The organism is Stenotrophomonas sp. STEN038 (assembly GCF_056759895.1).
This window is the reverse complement of record NZ_JBRRDW010000001.1, coordinates 78159-96438: the sequence shown is the minus strand read 5'-3', so window position 1 is coordinate 96438 and position 18280 is coordinate 78159. Positions and strand designations below refer to the sequence as shown.

General features: G+C 59.7%; 18 protein-coding genes. 1 reads left to right on the top strand and 17 read right to left on the bottom strand.

Annotation, left to right across the window (positions count from 1 at the left end; genetic code table 11):
- Positions 1-360: 360 nt before the first annotated feature.
- The 6 genes from ACVOLS_RS00550 to ACVOLS_RS00525 all read right to left on the bottom strand — a co-directional run bounded on the left by ACVOLS_RS00550 (position 361) and on the right by ACVOLS_RS00525 (position 5075).
- Positions 361-1824, bottom strand: a complete 1464-nt coding sequence (locus tag ACVOLS_RS00550; RefSeq protein WP_481543988.1) for a DNA cytosine methyltransferase — start codon at positions 1822-1824, stop codon at positions 361-363.
- Positions 1821-2201: a hypothetical protein gene (locus ACVOLS_RS00545; protein WP_481543987.1), complete on the bottom strand. Its 381-nt coding sequence runs from the start codon at positions 2199-2201 to the stop codon at positions 1821-1823. Before ACVOLS_RS00545 ends, ACVOLS_RS00550 begins: the two co-directional genes overlap by 4 nt.
- Before the next feature lie 795 nt (positions 2202-2996).
- Positions 2997-3302: a hypothetical protein gene (locus ACVOLS_RS00540; protein WP_481543986.1), complete on the bottom strand. Its 306-nt coding sequence runs from the start codon at positions 3300-3302 to the stop codon at positions 2997-2999.
- 10 nt (positions 3303-3312) lie between these two features.
- The gene (locus ACVOLS_RS00535) at positions 3313-3981 is read right to left on the bottom strand and encodes a hypothetical protein (RefSeq protein ID WP_481543985.1); all 669 of its coding nucleotides are present in this window, start codon (positions 3979-3981) and stop codon (positions 3313-3315) included.
- Positions 3982-4159: 178 nt separating this feature from the next.
- On the bottom strand, positions 4160-4381 hold the full coding sequence (locus tag ACVOLS_RS00530; protein WP_481543984.1) for a hypothetical protein: 222 nt from the start codon (positions 4379-4381) through the stop codon (positions 4160-4162).
- 1 nt (position 4382) lies between these two features.
- The gene (locus tag ACVOLS_RS00525) at positions 4383-5075 is read right to left on the bottom strand and encodes a hypothetical protein (RefSeq protein ID WP_481543983.1); all 693 of its coding nucleotides are present in this window, start codon (positions 5073-5075) and stop codon (positions 4383-4385) included.
- Positions 5076-5354: 279 nt separating this feature from the next.
- Between ACVOLS_RS00525 and ACVOLS_RS00520 the strand changes: the two genes are divergently transcribed.
- Positions 5355-6656: a DUF5623 domain-containing protein gene (locus ACVOLS_RS00520; RefSeq protein WP_481543982.1), complete on the top strand. Its 1302-nt coding sequence runs from the start codon at positions 5355-5357 to the stop codon at positions 6654-6656.
- A 17-nt stretch (positions 6657-6673) separates the two neighbouring features.
- Here ACVOLS_RS00520 and ACVOLS_RS00515 read toward each other — a convergent pair whose 3' ends face one another.
- The 11 genes from ACVOLS_RS00515 to ACVOLS_RS00465 form a co-directional block, all read right to left on the bottom strand.
- Complete coding sequence (locus ACVOLS_RS00515; RefSeq protein WP_481543981.1) at positions 6674-7210, bottom strand: hypothetical protein; 537 nt, start codon at positions 7208-7210, stop codon at positions 6674-6676.
- A 380-nt stretch (positions 7211-7590) separates the two neighbouring features.
- Entirely contained in the window at positions 7591-8604 is a 1014-nt protein-coding gene (locus tag ACVOLS_RS00510; protein WP_481543980.1) for a S1C family serine protease, read from the bottom strand.
- A 49-nt stretch (positions 8605-8653) separates the two neighbouring features.
- Positions 8654-8911, bottom strand: a complete 258-nt coding sequence (locus tag ACVOLS_RS00505) for a hypothetical protein (protein WP_481543979.1) — start codon at positions 8909-8911, stop codon at positions 8654-8656.
- 1088 nt (positions 8912-9999) lie between these two features.
- Complete coding sequence (locus tag ACVOLS_RS00500; RefSeq protein WP_481543978.1) at positions 10000-10827, bottom strand: hypothetical protein; 828 nt, start codon at positions 10825-10827, stop codon at positions 10000-10002.
- A gap of 361 nt (positions 10828-11188) precedes the next feature.
- Entirely contained in the window at positions 11189-11980 is a 792-nt protein-coding gene (locus tag ACVOLS_RS00495; RefSeq protein WP_481543977.1) for a hypothetical protein, read from the bottom strand.
- A 109-nt stretch (positions 11981-12089) separates the two neighbouring features.
- Complete coding sequence (locus ACVOLS_RS00490) at positions 12090-12614, bottom strand: hypothetical protein (RefSeq protein WP_481543976.1); 525 nt, start codon at positions 12612-12614, stop codon at positions 12090-12092.
- Positions 12615-12792: 178 nt separating this feature from the next.
- Entirely contained in the window at positions 12793-13080 is a 288-nt protein-coding gene (locus ACVOLS_RS00485) for a hypothetical protein (protein ID WP_481543975.1), read from the bottom strand.
- Between the two features lie 64 nt (positions 13081-13144).
- Entirely contained in the window at positions 13145-13597 is a 453-nt protein-coding gene (locus tag ACVOLS_RS00480) for a hypothetical protein (RefSeq protein ID WP_481543974.1), read from the bottom strand.
- Between the two features lie 123 nt (positions 13598-13720).
- Positions 13721-14071 carry a hypothetical protein gene (locus tag ACVOLS_RS00475; protein ID WP_481543973.1) on the bottom strand — a complete coding sequence of 117 codons (351 nt, stop codon included), beginning with the start codon at positions 14069-14071 and terminating at the stop codon, positions 13721-13723.
- A 125-nt stretch (positions 14072-14196) separates the two neighbouring features.
- Complete coding sequence (locus ACVOLS_RS00470; RefSeq protein ID WP_481543972.1) at positions 14197-16977, bottom strand: TolC family protein; 2781 nt, start codon at positions 16975-16977, stop codon at positions 14197-14199.
- Between the two features lie 551 nt (positions 16978-17528).
- The gene (locus ACVOLS_RS00465) at positions 17529-18218 is read right to left on the bottom strand and encodes a hypothetical protein (protein WP_481543971.1); all 690 of its coding nucleotides are present in this window, start codon (positions 18216-18218) and stop codon (positions 17529-17531) included.
- Between the last annotated feature and the right edge of the window lie 62 nt (positions 18219-18280).

Genomic DNA, 18280 nt, shown 5'->3' with positions numbered 1-18280 from the left:
GCCGGGTGCCGAGACATGATGGGTAGCGCACACATCCCCAGAACACACGCCGTAACCGCCGGCCACGGCGTGCGTGTCGGCGGCGCATCGGGGGCATCGAGGGGAGGTGGTACCGATGGCCAGCAGGGCGAGGCCAGCACCAAGTATCAGAGCAGCCAAGGTCACCATGTCGAGCGAGCTGGCGCCGTCGGCAAAGGGACGGCTACCCAGCCAACGCCATGCCGTGGCGAGGCTTAGCGCCAGTCCGACGTAGGCGATTATGCGACGCATACCTGTTCCCACAATGAGATGGGATTACGGTATCCGGACTACGGGCGTTTGATGCCGCCTAACCTCAGTGATCTGACACCCGGTTGCTCATCAGATCAGGTGCATCTGCTTGGCATCGGTGGCGATCATGATGTGCTCCCGGACCTGACGCATTAGCGCGGAATGCATGGGGCCTTCAACGCTCTGCCCGATGATCTCGGCCTCAATCTCGGTGCTGACCAGGGCCGTATTTACTGCTTCAAGGCCCATCAAGGACTTGGAGGCCGGCCCGTCAACGAAGAGGTAGCGGTTGTCGTCGGTCCGAACGACAACACTATCCTTCGCTCGACGAGGTTGGCTCTTTGTAAGGGTCGGCGCGATGATGGACTCAGTGGTAATCAGTCGCGCCCGGCCGCACTCCAATGCCTTCTGCATGGTGCTGGTGTGGCTGATGTCAGGCAGCCGGCCCAGATGGGAAGCTAAATGCTGGAGGATGGGGGTTGCGTTCCGAGCTTGCATCGGCGGGAAAGTGAAGCCCGGGAAGACGCTGGCCACGATGAAGGCGCGCTTGCGCGACGTCAGGCCGCCGTAGTCCGGTGCATCGAGGATTTCGGCCGACACGTGGTAGCCCATGCGGCGCAGCTGCAAGCAAAGGATCTGGCCAGCCTGGGCCGCCAAGAAAGAGGGAACGTTCTCGATTACACAGACGGCAGGCTGCATTTCCTCAACGCCGCGCAGCACGGGAACGACCATGTCGACGACGCTCGACATGTTGTCGATGCTGGCCTGTCGCGCCTGATGAGTTTTCAGGGGTGAGAAGTCGTCGCACTGCGGGCTGCAATGCATCACAGGAACTGTGCCGACCTGACCGCGGATCTGGGCCCAGTTCGCAGCGAACACGTCCTCGTTGAAAAGGAAGCGCAGGTGCTGGCTGTTGGCCGTGGTATTGAGCGCACCAGTTTCGGTCTTGTCCGTCTTGTCCCTGGCTTCGTTGGGCCGCCAGTCAAGTGCAGCGATGACGCGGAAGCCTTCAGCCTCCATCAGAGCGACGTCCACGCCAGAGGTCAGCGCGACGAAGGCCTCAAGTCGATCGGCGGCGCGACGCTGGCGCAGGCTACGGCCAATCGAGAAGGCACGATTGGCCAACGGCTTGATCGTGATCCGTCCGTTCGGGGTGAGGTGCCAAGACACGGCTTCGGTGTAGGACGGGATCGCAGCGTCGAGCAGCTTCTGGTTCTGCAGGTCGATCTGAGCCTCGAGCGGGCGCGCGCGCATCCTCGCGTACTCGCGGCAGTGGATCTTGTTTCCGCCGTCGGGCTTGAACTGGAGCTCGATCCCGGCGCCGGCGCCCAGCTGCTTTGCGTCAAATCTTGCGCCTGGCTGGTATCCAAGCAAAGGCAGCAAGTTGCTCGACAAACGCAACTTGCGGCGGACGCTACCGTCCGACTGGGGACTGCTGAGCACCTTGAGGGTCTTGGTGACCAGTTCCGGCACGCGTGAGCGGGCCAGAATTCGATCGCCAGCCATCCACGTGCGCGTGACCGGGGCAGGGGTAGCAAGGGAGAGGGCGCTCATACAGCACCCACCAGCGACGGATTGAATGCCGGCAGCGTGAGGCGGACCATGCGCTCCGCTTCAGGCTTGATGATCAGAAGCTTCTTGCGCTCTAGTTGCTTTGCGATTGCCAGCTCATCCACGGCGATCTCCACGAAGTCCAAGGATGCGTCCTCGATCGTGGGGGTGGTTTCGCGGAGCGATGCGAGCAGTTCGCGCTGGCGCGGGGTGAGCGTCTGATGCGCTCGGCGCAGTACCCGGCCGGCCTTCTCCGCCTCTTCCCGGTAGTTGGCGTGGACCAGGAAGATATCCCAATGCGGGGCCTCATAGTCGGCGCGCACCCCGCCGCTGGACCAGCTCTTGGTGGGGAGGTTGTAGCCGACAATCCAGGGCTTCATTGATCGTTCCGATTACTGAGATGTGCTTAGTAAACCACCGCGGCGCCTGGGCAAAAGTTGCGATCGTTGCTCAGAACAAGGTCATCTGCGCTCGCTGAGGTTCTTCCGAACTGAGGGGCTGCACGGTTGACTGACTGTCATGGCTGTCTTGGCTGGACGGCGTCGCGGACGTTATCGAAGATGCAACGGATGCCTCGCCTGCAGCGCCACCGGATTCCCATGGCGGGGTGTCGCAAGCGGCCTCTGCAGCCGGATTGTCCCCACGGGCCGGCGCTTGCTTCGGAGGAGGACTATCGACGGGCTCATGATGTGCAGCGGTGGCCGGTGACGCTGCCGCGGTCGCGCGGCTCCAAGCGGGTTTCGCCGCACGCTCCGTATGATCGCGTCCCCACAGGACGCGCCGGATAGCGCGTATGCGATCAGCTACCTCGCTCCGGATGGCAGATGCATCGAACGATTCGACAACGAAAAGACGTCCGCCAAACCGAGTCGGTACGGAGATGGTGTATTCGACGCGCCCATCCTCTCGGTGGATCCGGCTCCAGGTTGGTACCTGGTAGATCTTCGGTGGGGTTGCGGTGCGTAGCGCCAGCGATCCAAGGGTGGGGCGGTTTCCGGTGTGAGTCATGCGGATAGAGAAAGTGGTGGCGCTTTGAATCTATATCGGCTCGATCGCCATGAAAGTTAGACGGCCCTGCATCCAGTAAAGTGACGCGTCACGATAATCGTCGCACGACGCGCGATTAAAAAAGCCGCCCCCAGATGGGAGCGGCTCGGATTGTTGCTACTAACCGGTTAGGCCGGCAAACGCACGGTTGCGTGCATTCGGACGTTCTCCGGTAGTTCATTCCATGCAATTTTGCGACCCAGGTGGGCGCCGCGAGTTGCACCGCAGAACTGGCTGAAGCCGTGCGGGCTGGATGGATTCTCGGACAGGCCGAGACATTCAACCAGCCGCGCTTGGGCGTTGTGCCAGGAGCGGGTCAGGATCGAAAAGCGATCACAGGTTTTTCCGCCGTTGTCGTAGATGGCCACGACGTAGGAGGGTGCGTCCTTCAGGAATCGTGCGGCTGCACGACGCGGCAAAGCACTCTTGGACATGGCCGTTCCTTCAGGCTCGGGGTGCCAACAACTGCTGTGCAGCAGCTGCGGGCTTCACGTTCTGGACGTAGAGCGTATCGAAGAAATCCTGCCGGGCCTCAGTGAGACCTTGGGCGTCGCCGTTGGACATATCCCCCAAGAGGCACAGCTTGTGGAAGACCTCGCCTTCCCACTGGATGCGATCCATCGGCTGGTTCATGTGGATACCAAGGCCATGTGCGTCCAGCAGGTCCTTGCGCCAGTCCATCTCAGCTTCTTCGACGTAGCCAGACTTGTGGATCCAGCGAAGTCCCAGAGCATTGACGCTGGTGGGGCGGAAGAGGCCTGCGTCGGATGCCCACTGCAGATACTCCGTGATGTCGGCCCGCTTGTACTCCTTGAAATCCTCATGCATCTCGGATTCGGGGGTGAGGACGTTGCCGGTTACAGCGCAGATCTTGAACTCATCGCCGTCCCCGTGGGTCACCGTAATGATGTTGTTGGTCTGAGCCAGCAGCAGGTCACGCGGCTCAATCAGCGCTTCGTGGGCGATGACTGCCAGCAGCAGAGCATCAGGGTCAGTTTCCTGGAATGCAGCCAGCGCATCGGCGAGCGAGTTGACGTCGCTGTTTTCGATGACGCGGAACTGCTTGGCGTCTTCGGCATTGGCGCGGTAGACGATAGTGAATTTCTTGTTCATTGGAGTTCTCCGGGTATTGCCCGTGAACACCAAAGCCCCGGATGGGCAGTGGTGCCCATGAGCGGGGTGGTTTGTCCGGGAAAAGCCCGGTCTTTTTGAAACTAAGCGGCAGTTTAGAACCGGCGCCTTCGCTTGGCAGTAGCGCAACTGGCGCGACGCAGTGGGTAGTTGAGTCCACTCAGTCCCGATTGATCAGGATCACCGGCTCACCGCCACGGCTTACGAGGAGTCTCCCGGACAGGGAGCGCCCATCAGCCTTGCCCAGCCGGCCGGTGGAGACACTCATGCGGAAGGTCTGCTTCATGTTGCCCGCAATGCGCACTGGCGTATCACCGGGCAGGGTGGCGCGACGGTCCTGCAGGTCGGCGATGAGTTGGTCCAGGGTGGTGATGTCAGACATTTCAGGCAGCCTTGGGAATGGAGAAGTGGGTTTCGATGAGGTGACACAGCAGATCGTCGGGGAGCTGCTCGAGCATCTCTGTCGAGACACCGCGGAGCTTGTTGACGCACACCGCGGCTCGTCGCGCATTGCCTGCGGACTCTTCCAGAGTTCCCGGTGCATAGCGGCCGACCTCGAAGGTGGCGATGATCCCGCCGTCGGCACTGGTGATACGCGTTTCCAGAGGAGGTCCACTCTTGCTCTGGTGCTCCGGCGGACCGATTCCAGCAACCCAGGTGCCGCTGGTATAGGGCACCGCCGCTGAACCCTCGACGGAGAAGTGCGCATCCAAGCAGCTGAGAATGCGCTCAATGAGTGCTTGGAAGAAGTCCTGGCCCCCAACCAACGCGATGATTTGGAGGGTCGTTTCGTTTATGTTTTTGACGGGGTAGATGCGCGCAGAGCAGCCGGAGCCAACAGCGGCATAGCGAGGGCGAGCTGATTTTGAGGTAACGCGCCCCGGCTCACCATTGAGGATCTTTAGCGTGATCTCGTGGACATACTCATGCACCGATGTGACCTCGGCAATGCAACCATCTGGTTGGGCCTTGTCGAAGTAGCGCCTAGCTGCCCCTGTGCCGAAGACGCCATAGCGGCCAGCTTGGCTGAACATGTCGATTTGATTCTCGGCGGTAAGGTGCTGGTCGCGGGCCATTCGGTGTCCCAGGAAGGGTTAGGGGTATGAAGCCATTGCACCACCTACGACGTCTCCTGAAAGTTGCATCCGCCCAGGCATCCCGGGCAGCACGAACGCAAAATTGATAGTTGACTAAGCCAACTTCCCTGAGTACGTTGTTGTGGCGCTGGCACGCGCACGACACCGTCTTCCGAAGCTCCTAGAGCAGTGCATACACCCCTTTTGGCCGATGCCTTCATCCCGGCCTACAGCAGTGGAGACGGTGACGCTGCGTACTAGGCCTTAGGACTGAAGCGCATGGTTATCGCCAGCATTCGGCCGTCCACCGTGGACGGCATCAAACAGCTCGCCAAGAAGATTCACCGCGAGCGCAACATCACCCACACCGAAGCTCTCGATGAGGCCGGCCGTCAGGCAGGCTATGAGAACTTTCTGCATGCCAAGCGACAGCTGGCGGCCCGCCAGGCCGGCAAACCTGGCAACACCACTTTCCCCGTCTATCTGTCCGTGCATTGGCGTGCGGCTCGCGAGCTCAAAGCCAGCGCCGAGATAAACATCCCGCGCTCTGGTCGCGAACTCCTATGCTTGGAGCTGAAACGCCCGCTTTCAGAAATCGTGGCCAAGCACCGCGTTTATCGGGCGCGCGGCTTGCGTGGATTCCGGATGGAGTATGCAGACCACTTGGAACACCAGACGGATGTAACGGGCCAGGACGAAGCTCGCAAAGTGCTGCTGACGGCCGCACGGTCTCTGCGTTTCATGGAATCAACAGGTTTTCAGCCGGTCTCCGTGCAGAAACACCGTGATGTCATGCGCGATCTGGATAGGTTGCCTGGTCGGGATCACGTCTCGCATTGGTTCGACCCTGCCACCGACAGTTGCATTCTGCTTGATGAACCCTACCAACGAACGCTCGATCACAAAGTCGCAGAGCGGGAGCGCTGGCTGGAGGCCCGCAATTGGCAGGAGCTCGCGCCCCAGTGGGACGGCATCTATCTCCCCGGTGAATGCCCCCCTTACCTGATCAGCCGGGATGGCGAGTTACTACAGCGCGTTGCAGACGAGCTTGCCAAGCAACCGACACTCGACATAGTTGACGTCTGGCCACACGAAACTGGGCTCTACGGGGAGGACTTCGTTAGTCCCCAGCGGCAGGTTGACCAGAAGATTCGTCGCCCGAGGCCGAGCGCATCGTGGAGAGATCACAAGGGAGCTACTCCCTATGGCGGCGCGCCTGGGATTCCATCGAGCTGGAGGCCGGCGACGGCGATGCCTATTGAGCTGCACCGGAAACTTGGCCCGCTGATGCAGAAACTATGTGCTGGATTCTCTTGGCGGGTGAGCGAGAAGATTGGTGCTGCGCGAGCTCAGTTGGAGGAATGGGCCATACACGAGCACAAGAATGATCACGCCGACGTGGTCTACGATCTCTACTACGGCGGGCCGAGCATACCTGTCTGTAACACCGATGCCGAGCGCTTTGAGGCGATATCGGAGGCCCGCGCAATAGCGGAGATTGGCTATCAGGATTGCAAGCCTCGGCGCGAGCTAATTGCGGCTCTGGATGCAGGTATCGCTGAAATGGCAAGCAAGGTTTAAGGGTATGTCAGGTGGCATCACAGCCACAGCCTGAGGTTCCCTGGGCGGCCGGCTTGTGTAGTCGGCCGCTCCCCATCGACCTCGGTAACCCGCATCCCCAGTTCGATCGCACGGATCTTCATCGCATGGATGAAGGTCATATGGGGCTCTCCTTCAGGCCAAGGCTGGCGGACGAGGATCCTTGCCAATGTATCCAAGACAGTGGACTCCACTGCCGGTGATACCCAGGCTGCGCTGTGCATGGCTTCTGCACGGCGGGCGTGGATAAGTATGCCGATCGCCTCGGTCTCACTGAGCGAGATGCCGACACTTCGCTCGACAGCGGCGACCACACCCATCACAAAACCGGTCGATACGAACTGCTCGCTGCTTAGCCTGTGACGTACTGGAAGCGCGCCTTGGTCGCGCTGGATGGCTGCACTCAGTACAGGCTCAGGGGCGTCATCGAGATCCGGCAGGCTTTCGTCGAACGGGGTGATTTTCCCGTTAGCCCCGTACGTGCCATTGCGATGCTGATCATGGTGTCCGAGTGACATGCCTTCGACCGGGGCCACAGCAAGCTTTTCAGTGGTTGCTACCGTCGCAGGGTTTGTACATCCGCGGAGCCAGGAGAGGGTGGCAGGATAGTGTGCTGGGGTAGGTTGTCGAATTTCAGAGCGCATGCGACTCGGGTTTCAGAGAAGGTGCGAATTTGATATGGTCACAACATAGCTTTCGGGCTGCCATCAAACACCTGTAGAAATAGGCCCGGATTGTGAGTGATTGAGCAAGCCACTCCGATAAGTCTTACGTGATAGGTCGAGGTGTTCGACAAAAAAGGCCGGGCAACCGGCCTTTTTTATGGCTTTCGAGTCGCATCAACGAAGCGGCTTTAGTCGCATGCACTTTGAAATCTGACATAGGTGCAGATGGGCGCTTAGTTGCGTCCCCAGGCTCAGCGGAGGAACGGTTCGCAGACGGCCTCAAACGGCGGCTCGTTGGTCGAACCTGTCGTGATCGGTGATCGTAGACCCAGGTCGTCCCGGTTGGAGAGCAGGGTGTTCTGCTCGGAGTCGAGCAGTTCGTATGCACCTAGCTCTGTAGCGCGGGCCGCGCAATCGTAGCGGCGGACCTGCAGCACCTGACTGACGCCGGTGATCCCACCGAAGGCGCGAGGGGTCGTGTAGGTGTTGCGCTGGGCGACCGTGACGATGCGGCCCTGAGCGACGATCGTGTCCATGTCCAGCTCAACTCGTACTTGTTCGGGGTTGTTGTAGATCGTTACCCAATCGCCGTCTTGACGTAGGGACGGTGAGAGCTTGCGGACGGCCGGCTTGGCTGGGCGTGCATCCCGGTTAGTGCTGGTGGCCACCGACATCACAGACTCAACCGGTACCGCGAAGTTGACCTGCTGGGCGTCCACCGTGATCAATGTGGTGATGCCGATGAGCTCTGCTGCGGAATTGAACAGACCGCCGCCACTGGAGCCAGGAGAGATAGGCGCAGAGGTTTGAAGCAGCTGCACGTCCCCCTTTCCGCGCCGACCAGACAGCAGTCCATCGGATAGAGTCAGGTCGAACCCTTGCGGTGCGCCGATGGCGTACACCCGCTCACCGATCTCGGCGCCGGTCGAATTGCCGACACGAGCCGCTGGAGCATGAAGGCCTTCAACCCGAAGGGTGCAGAGATCCCTGGACTGCTCGCGCGCGTCCAGTGTAGCCGGGTACCGTCGACCCTTCGTTTCCACGAAGAGTGCGGGGCCAGCAGTGACCACATGGCAGTTGCTTACGACTAGGCCGCTATCGATTACCACGCCGCTTCCTTGCTGCAGGTCATTTCCCTTCGCATCGGCCGCCCATACAAGTACCACGCTCGGGGAAGCAGTTCGGTAGACCTGGGCTGGGCTAAGTTCTGCAGCCAGTGAGTTTCCGGTCAGGGTGGCGAGTGCTATGGCGAGGATGAGTTTCATTGATGGCTCGGTTCTAACAAAGGAAAGCGGGGGTATGGCTTGCTTTGACTCAGATGGCTTCAGGCTGGTGATTACTCCATGCTGTCTCGCGGATCTTCCGCTCGAAGGTTGCCAACTCGCTTTGGCGCGACTGCTGCCCGTCTTCCGTGACGCAGGCGCTCCTGACCGTTGAAAGATCGACAGAACCATCAGCCATCAAGTAGGCCTGTGCGATCCGACGATTCTTTCCAGTGGACGCTGCGAGCGTTGCGAATCCGGCAATCGCTCCACATGGCTCATCGAAAACTCGGATCGTGATACTGGGCATAGTGGCTCTCTCACACTGGCGGTTAGTCGTTCGTCGGCTGGAATGGCGCCGGAATTCATCATTGCAAATGCGCGCCCCCGCGAAACTTCGTGATTTGAACACGTACTGAGCAAGAGCCGATTGCCTCAACTGGCGGGTAGTACATGGCAGTTGCGCTACATGAATGGGGGTGAAGAAAGGCTAGAGTTACGGCCCCTTTGAAAATCTAAGAACGGTTATGAGCGGTTCGCGCGCACATTGCGCTATGGGCTTGGTCGTCCTTGTTGCCCTAGGCATCGTTCCTTTTGCACCCCAACTTGGGGCGGCAATACAGGAGGGCGGTTGGATCGTACCCACCGCGAAAGCGGCAACGCCGCATCTGCCGGTAGCGTCCAGGCACGAGCCATCAGCGGCCTACATGGTTGCCGCTGATTTGGAGCTGGATGCGCCCGGCTGCATCGTAGAGGTCGAAGGCCGGGCAGTACGGCCGGAAGCGCATGCAGACGGTAGCTACCGGATCAGCCCGGTGATGGTTCTGACCGATGCTTGTTTCCCTAAGGGCAGCAGCTGAAAACGGAAGGGCCGGCATAGCCGGCCCCAGGTCTTGGATATCCCGGATCTAAATGGGATCTGCCTCTGATGCCTGTTGCGCGCTTGGCACACAAGGCAGCGAGTTCCTGGAGTCGCCGATAATCTGAATCCAGTCCTCATCCGAGCAGGTGTAGTCGGCGAACCAGGACACATGTTGTCCACGAGCCAATGCGCGATCTTTTCAGCGGTAGAAACGCCGGACTCTTCGGCGTCCCTTCGGATGTATCTTCATACATCATGAGGTGCGCGCGCTCTTCATCGCGCCAAAGAGGCATGTTTCTCTCGGGATCAGTTCGTGCGCCGCCGTACCAGGATGCGAATGTTTGGAATTTCCGCCGTTCGCTCAACGAAACCCATCCACCACTGTCGTCGTCGGCACGAAGCCCCTCGGCCCACTTCAGGGCGTGGGTATCCCATTGCCCTTGATCATCTACCGGTTGCTGCCAGTCTTTTGGAACTCGACGTACTACACCGCCATCTGGAACTCCTTATTGCCGAATTGTGAAACGGAATTAGTTCTACGCCCCAACCACCAAGTCGCCAAGATCTCCGGCGAATGCCGCCACGCGTTTCAGGACCGCAGCTGCAGCGGGGTCTTGAACGTACGCGTGCAAGGCTTCGCGGCTGATACGTTCAGCAGCACGGGCTTCGGTGACCCAGCTGATCGCGTCGCGTGCAATCACCGGCTCCATGATCGCGCTGTCTGGCGGCACGATCTCGAACTCGACGCCAGTGTCGAAGTTGTAGTTTGCTCCAATTCGCCGGACAGATCCCAGCCTGCCGCCGGCGATGCATGCCGCGAGGATGCAACCCTCCATGGGATTCGAGGCCGATCCGGAGACGCGAATCCCCTTACTCATGGCCTTACCCACCCACGACAATCCAGGCAGGTCCGCCAAGCTCGCCGGCATGCGCATGAGGGGGGCATGGATGATGTCCGGTGCGTTCAGGAGGATGCAGGCATCACCATCGACGATGGTGGCAGGGGTTTGATGGTTGATGATCTCAGCATATGGACTGATGCGGCTCTGGGAGCCTTCCGTTCGAGCGAGGCTTATCTGGATCGGTTGTTCGCGCTCGAGGAGATCGGCTGCCAGTTGCAACCAACGGCCCTGATCGATGGCCAGCTCTTCAGCGCCAATTACGAGCACGTGGAGGGACGGCTTGTGTACCAGGTCGGGCGCTGCGCGCGAGATCCCGTTGGCCAGGCTGAAGGCCGCGGCCAGCAGCGGAGTTACGCTGCCAAGGTTGGCGGCCAGATTTGCGTTGAGGGGGTTGTGCTCGAGAGCAATCGCCAACGCTTCGGCGGTGGAAGCTGCCTGAAAGCGACTACTGGACTGGGACATCATTGGCGTGGGGGTTCCTTGTAGTGATACACGCGCTGTATAGACGCGCATGAAGTGGCTGGGCCGTTCTGACAACCAAGGCCTAGAGAGACCTTGTTGGCGTGCTGATAGGCTGCCAGCTTGGCACTCACCCGAAAGTTGCGAAGGGGAGCCCCTAGCTTGGGCACTGATCATCGACTGGCGGGCATTGCCTTAGTGGTGGTTGAATCTCCGGCTTCTGAAGGTTGCCCATGCAGCGGCACGAAGCTTCTTTGCAGTCCATGCAAGTTGCGTGGCCATTCCTCGCCGCTGCTCGCCGGGTTAGCACTCGCGGGGACTGGTTTGTGACGCCGCGCGTATTGGAGCGCCCAGTTACACCGTCTTAGGCAGCGACCGGCAGGCTTTCGGTTATGCATTCCATTGTCACCGCCTCGCGGCGAGCAAACAGCTCGACGGATTGAGGGTCGGTTGCGCCTGCCATGCCACGAGCGTGCATGTGGGCGACAAAGCGCGCGAAATCCATGTCGGGCCTACCGTAGGGCGCCACTTCTCGCAGGTATCTATCGTTCCGTACCGTCTGGACGTAATGGTCCGCCGAGACCTCACCACGGCCCAGGCTTGCCAGCAGTGCCGAGTTACGCTCGAAGTGCGGCCTCACCTGCGAATGGAGGTTAGGCAACGTGTACAACTCACCACTCCCATTTGGCCACACAGCATGGCCGCTGAGCATGCTTCCGATCGCCTCGCCACGTGCTGATGCAGGCGCAGCGATTGCGAGGTACTGCCCGCCAGTCACGTCGATCCACGCATGGCCGCCTTCATCGGCCAGCAGGGGGAACTCGTGTTGGCCAGCGCCAAACACGGCCCATCCATTGGTGTTGGGGAATGCCTTGAAGAAGCGGACAGCAACGACGCCTTCAATGGATGTCCCTCGCCAGATGGGGTTGCGCAAAAGGTCGCCTGCGCTTGCGAAAATGTTGTCGGCGTCGATGCCGTCGTCCAGAGCCTGCAGGTGGGCCATTACGTGCCCATTGCGGACGCTTAGCAGATACATCGCGCCCTCCTGGATTTGAACGTGCTCAGCAAAGTTCAGCCCCCCGACGATGCACGCGCCCCGCTCACCGAGTTGGCGAATCAGAAGGCGGCCGGAAAGCGGGGCGGTGTTGGCTGTCATGGCTTAGTCGTCTCGGTTGATGGTTCAATCCTAACGATCACTCTCTGCCGCGAAAGTTGGGAGTTACCACGTCCAGAAACGAGCAAGCCCGGCATTGCCGGGCCTACTGTTACTTCTTGGGAGTGATCGTCACTGGCTTGTTTGGATCATCCCAGTAGCTTGCGAACGCTCTGTTGAACTGATCTGTCTTGGCAGCCAGGGTCAACCTGCCGGGCCACTGCCCGCCGCACCTGACATAGGTGTCCTGGCCCGATCGCATGGTTTCTACTGGATTCTTGCCGTACTTTTCCTCGCAGCTCCAGGCGAAGAGGCGGTACTGATCATCTGTCAGGGTGCCGGAGCGATAGTCCGATTGGATCTGGACAGAATACGGGGTATCCCGTTCCGACCATATGACGCGGTCGGCAGTACCGATCACAGCAAGGACCAGGGCGGCAAGTGCCGTAAAGGCAATGATCCGATCAAGGCCACGAATATCTCCGACTGTCAGCTGACGATCCACAGGGCAGCAGACCAATCGCCAGAGCGCCGCGAAGAAGATCTCGATGGCAATTGCGAACCCACTGATCGTCCAGAACATTGCCCAGCTGTTGAACAGGATGGACATGGCGGCGGCGACCAGGATGATGAGCACGCTTGCCATTTCGTTCCAACGTTTCAGAGGCGATGGTGCGCGGTCTGTCGTTGCGGATGAGGGATTGGGGGAGGGTGATGAGCTCATATTCATGGGGCCAGTTTATGGGATAGGAAAGGATCACGTCTCAACTGTCGAAGATCGGTGCAGACTGAAGGTCTACTTTTGTCGGTGCTGCTTAGGCGCTGGGGGTGGCCTGGCGGTACTTCACACCGATGTCGTGCTTGACTGCCAAGCCCTTGCGACGGGTCAGCACGAAGCCGTTGGCGAGTAGATCCTTGGCCCGCTCCTTGGCCATCGCCAGCGCCACGTCCAGGGATTCAGCCGGGGTGGTGGTGCGGCACACGAAGCGGTCTTCCATCAGATCCCATTGCCTTGGACCCAGGAAGTCGATGTGCAGCTGGCGCTCCCCAATCTCCTTGGCGTTCTCAAAAATCCAAGTTGCAGAAGTGGGCGGGATTTTCATCAGTAGCTCGGTGGTTTCGTTGACTACATCACACCACGGAGATCGATCTGCAAAAGTTGGATTCTCAGAAGAAGATGAGCCTGCCTAACCGGCACTTAGAGCCGGCCTTTCGGTTGCGCCGATGCCGGCTGTTGTATACCGCCGCCTGGAAGCGAGGGAGCATGGCAGCGGCCTTGTCGACAAGGTGCGAAGCGGCGCGTTGCCGCAATAGTGCCTCGGCCAACGAGAGTGTGATTTTGCGGCTGAACACGCCGCCCTCAGATGTGATCGCAAATCCCTTCTGAGCGAGCTGCCGATGCTGCTCCAGCAGCCAATCGTGGGCGTTCTGAAGCGAGTTGCAGTGATGCATGTCGCTGGGCTTGAGGATCACCGCAGTGCCGTCAGCGTTGTAGCGCTGGCGCTGGGCGATGAAAGAGGTGTGACCGCGTTGCACCAGGACCAGCTTGTGGGTTCCGTGGCGTTCTGGCGATTGGTATATCCAGAGTCCAGATGACATCGTTTCGATTGGACATTGCATAGGGAAGCCCCTATATCAACACGCCTGGGGTGGATCTGATGTTGTCAACTAGGGTCGTTCCGGCCCTAGTTGAGCGACAAAGCTGTGCGGATGGTCTCGCGCCGCCCGCCGGGCGGGATGATCTCAGAGGATGGCAGGGCCGATCGTTTCTCTGGCGCTCGTCCATGGTGCGAGCTTGGCTGGCGCCACGTCAGTCACCGTAATGTCGTGATCACCGACGGCACCGGTCGTGTGAGTCTGGGCCCAGCCTTGTGAGAGGAGCTCCTCGTACTTGGTACGCAGCCATGCCAGGGTCTCAGGAAGTTCATTCCACCCGAAGTTATCGAGGTCGTCAGAATCTACCTCAGTAGTACCGGGGAGAACCTGACAATGCTGGCCGCTGGTGACAAGACTGCTGCCGGCGATGTTTAGGCGAAGTAAGCACTTGTCGCCTCCACTGAGGAAGTGCCAAGTGGCCACGCAATGCTTGTCCATTCAAAGCAACCTTGATCTATGGAAATTCAGGTAAAGAGGCATACAGGCGCTCCTCAGGAGGACCTCCATGTGTTCCGCGTCTTTCAAGAATATAGGGACAAGTGGTGCTGAGAAGTTGGCAAGTATCACGACATCCTGTTGTCCAGATGGGACGGCAAGTGACCGATAAGTACGCGCTGCTTTGTTTCATCGGCGTGCAGGTATACCCGCAAGCAGCGTGACGGATCCCGCGTACTGCTGCCTTGGACATGTAGATCCAGCGGGTAGGTGTGACCGTCCACCTTCACACGATAGGCCGGCCCGTACTTTGAGCTGTCAACAGCCATGCCGACAGGGCCGAAGGTAAGATGGTTGTCGCGGAGGAAGTCCTGCCAATGCTTCAGGTGACCATCGCGATCGCCGAAACGCATCTCCCAGTAGTGATCGGACAAGGCTTGCAGAGTCGTAAAGACAAGGGTCTGTTCCTGGAAAGTGTCCTTGCACTCGTTGGCCGCCTTGATGGCCCGTGCGGAGACTACGACGCGCGGCCGCAGCGTCTTGGCGAACCTCGGAAGATGATCAAACGATTCCGGTAGCGTCGCCGATTCGGCGGGAACATCAACGACCTCATCGCCCAGTCGCAGCTTCAGTGCCCTGATCGTATGCAGCGCCTCACGGAGATCGGAGTCGGCTCGAGCGAGCTTCTGGTGGGCCAGCTCAAGATCATCCTGAGCAATGGCCAGCATCTCTTCGGCATCGGTATCGACTTTAGATACCACCATCTGCTCATCTGCCTCAGCTACCGGGCCCATCGATGCGGCAGATGCGGAGCCTTGTCGCCGCGCGGTGTCGACCTGGGCGGCCCGGATCTGCTGCCGCACCTCTGAGAACTCGGGCAGCCTGACCTTCCGAGCCGTCGCTGCGCGGATTGCCGCTTCCATCTCCCCGGCAGAGGCAAAGGGCATAGTTGTCGGGGCGGCGGCCATCGACGGGAACAGGTGGACCTCGCCTTCCGCAGGCGCAACACCGAAGCGCTTGGCGTACTGACCAGCTTGGCTCTCTTCCAGGTGGGCATGGACAGTCGTCCCGACCAGGTGCGGGGGGATGTCAGGGCAAGTGCTGCCGGCGGTCACCAAGAAGCCCACGGCCCGGAGCTTATCTCCGGCGATGTTGCGGAAGGCGAAGAAGTCCATTGAGGACTGCAGCAGCCAAACCTCACGAGGGTCTCGCTTGATGCTCAACAGCTTTCCAGTGGACAGCCAGCGTTGGGCAATCCCGGGCACGGAGTAGGGCACATCCCCGAGGTTCTTGGAATGGTCGACGGCGATGAGTCGGATGCCAGCCCCGCCCTGGTCGCCGTTCCTGATCAAGGTGCCTTCCACACGCCAGCGCCGGCCAGCGATTCGTCCGTCTGGGTGCTCGAAGCGGAAGGCAAACAGGCCGCCCAAGAATTCTGTTTCCAGACGCAGTGAGTGGTGGTTGAATTCGTGGTTCCCTTCGCGCCATCGCGTCGGCATGGAAGTGCCGAGCTTGTCCTCAAGCCATGCGAACGTGATCTGCTGCAGCTCACTGATCGCATCGGCGCGGGCGTCCCACTCGATCTCGACGATCCGATGGGACGTTCCAGCTGGCGCCACCTGGCTCCGGCCCTTGACGAGGCCGGCACCCTGCAACTTTGGATTCAGGCGTGCTGTCACCGGCTTCTCTTGCTCCGGCCGCAGGGCTGTCACAGGTTGAGCAAGTGGCAGCTGTCCCCATCGGACAGCCGCTCGCATCGCCTCATCTTGCGCTACCTGATAAGACACATTGCCCTTTCCCTTTGTGTGCAGGATGGGGGTGAGTTCGCGGAACAGACGGCAGAGTTCAGTGCGGTCTTCTTCCGAGCAGGCAGCAAGGGAATCTGCGATCGCGCGGGCAATCCTCTGTTGGATCGTTGATTCCTTGCATGCTCTGGCCATGGCCAGATTGATCAGTGTGGCCCGTGCGTGGTCACCGTTTTCCCTATAGTGTTCAAGGAGCGGTTGTAACTGCCATGACTGGCCCTTCTTACAAGCTCCCTCCATCAACTCGACCCATGCTGAGTTGTCGAGCTTTCTCCAGCTGGCGTTCGGGGGAATGGTTCCCACCATTACGTTGAGGACCAGACGACTCTCCAGCTCGATTACCTGGAGTTCATACCGATTTCTCCGGGGGTCGGTCGAGATGACAACCAGCTCCTTGGAGCCATGCTCGATGAGATCGCCGACCGTAGGTTCCGGGCGATTGTGCTCCGCAACGCGTTGGAGGATATCTTCGTCTGCGGGCCAAAGAGTCTTGAGCGCCGGTAGAGCATCGTCTAGGTCAACAATGGCGCCGGCGCACTCGATCAACCCCTTGCCGTCCATGTGATCCATGAGCAGGGCGCCAGCAAGCCATGGGGCGGCCAGGTCCCAAACCGAACGGACTTCTGGGTCAAGGGCCTCGAAACCGGCTCGAACTACCTCCGCTTCCATTACCAACGAGTTGGACACTGCCTCGATGTATCGTTCCGAATAACCGCCGTTCGATGGATCTTTTTTCTCAACGCAAGCCAAAGCCATCGAAAGGAATCGATACGCCCATGAGAGAAGGGGGAATGAGCACAAGAAGCCGCGCCGCCCCAGCCACATCTGCCCAAAGGCTGCCGCAATACCAGATTTCAATGCGAACGTGATCTCACGTCGTCTTAGAGCATTGATTAGATCTATAGGGTTTGCATGCTTTTTCAGGCCAGGCTTCAGGAAGCCATTTCCAACAAGTGAGAGGAGCAGTGGACCTTCACCACTAAAGGGGCCGTCCAAGCACGCGACGCATCCATTCAACGTCGTCATCACAAAGCCGCTGGTTTTAAACCCCCATTGCACGGGCGCACCCATAGGTGGTCTGTACCTTTGCCAATTCTTGCCCATCAAGTCCCCCCTTTCGTTCTACTGACCGGCGCCATCGTGTCGCCCGGTTTGACATGGCCAAATTCAGCTCAAAGCCGTATGGCCCGCTCTACTGCTGTGCGCCCTCGCGGCAGGCCTGCCTCAGAAGAGGTGCCGCCCGGCTACCGCTACCGCAATGACGCACGCGGAGGGAACCAGGGCGGTTACATCGGTGATGCCGGGCCAGTAATCAACATACCGCGTCCAGGCCGCTCGGCAGAGCAAGCCCACCGATGCAGCTGACACCACGCAAAGTCCGACAAAAGCCGCCGTGGCCCACTGGGGATCTGGAGTGAACATGGTTGCCGCTGTGAAGGCTGCAGCCAGCATTGAGATCAATAAAAGGGCCCAATGGGGAGGTCTCCAGGGGGCGATTGAATCTTGCTTGAGAGGATTTTTGTTCATCGGCTGCAATGTTCGCTTGCCAGCCCGTCAAGTGGAGCGCCCAACCGTGGCCGGTACACCATCGGTTAGGAACCCCTGTAGGTGGTCAACGGTGGTTGTGTGTCTACGGAACCACTCATGGGGCCGAGCTAGGCCGCGGTCGGAAGCTCTTGCTCGGGTGACCCAATGTAGTTCCCGCTCGCGTCGAGGGCGTACACCTCGGTGACATTGAAACCAGCAAAGCGGACGGTCAGGTTGACCGCATGGGTTTGCTGATCATCATCGTCAAGGCAATACACCTTGCGCGACCAAGTATCCCCCGGCAACGTGTAGTCCCATCCAGTAGCATCCTCGACGGTAACCCCCTGGCCGAATTCGTAGCCTTGATAAGCCTTGTCTGCCAGGAGGCTGCGGATCCCGTTGGGTCGGTCATGTTCGAGGATAGAGGCGATGCAATCGGGACCGCCGCTCAAAACCAGGTCTGCCAAGGCTTCCGGAATAGAATGGACCGCGGCTACAGCCTCGGGCAGGGTGAGGTCGTGGTCTGCTACGAGTGCAACAACCAGCTTGCGCTTGAAGGCGCCCATCCTGCGGCGCACTCCGTTTGCTGCCATCTGGATTAGACCTACGTGTGTGGCGGCACTGAATGGCTCGTGGCGCGTGATCCCGGAGTAGGTTCGACCATCGGTCCCGGTAGCGTAGCCTCCCTTCGGCGGTGCATCTGCAGTAACGGCGCAGTGGCACGGGTCGCTGGTCTGCTCACCCCATTGAACGACCACAAAGTTCGCCCCATCCAGAATGGTAGAAACTTCGTTCTGGGAGGGTACCGACTTCGACATGATGTGCCCCTGATGTGACCTTGAGTGTGCTGAAATTTTCGCAGAGCACGCGATGGCTAAAA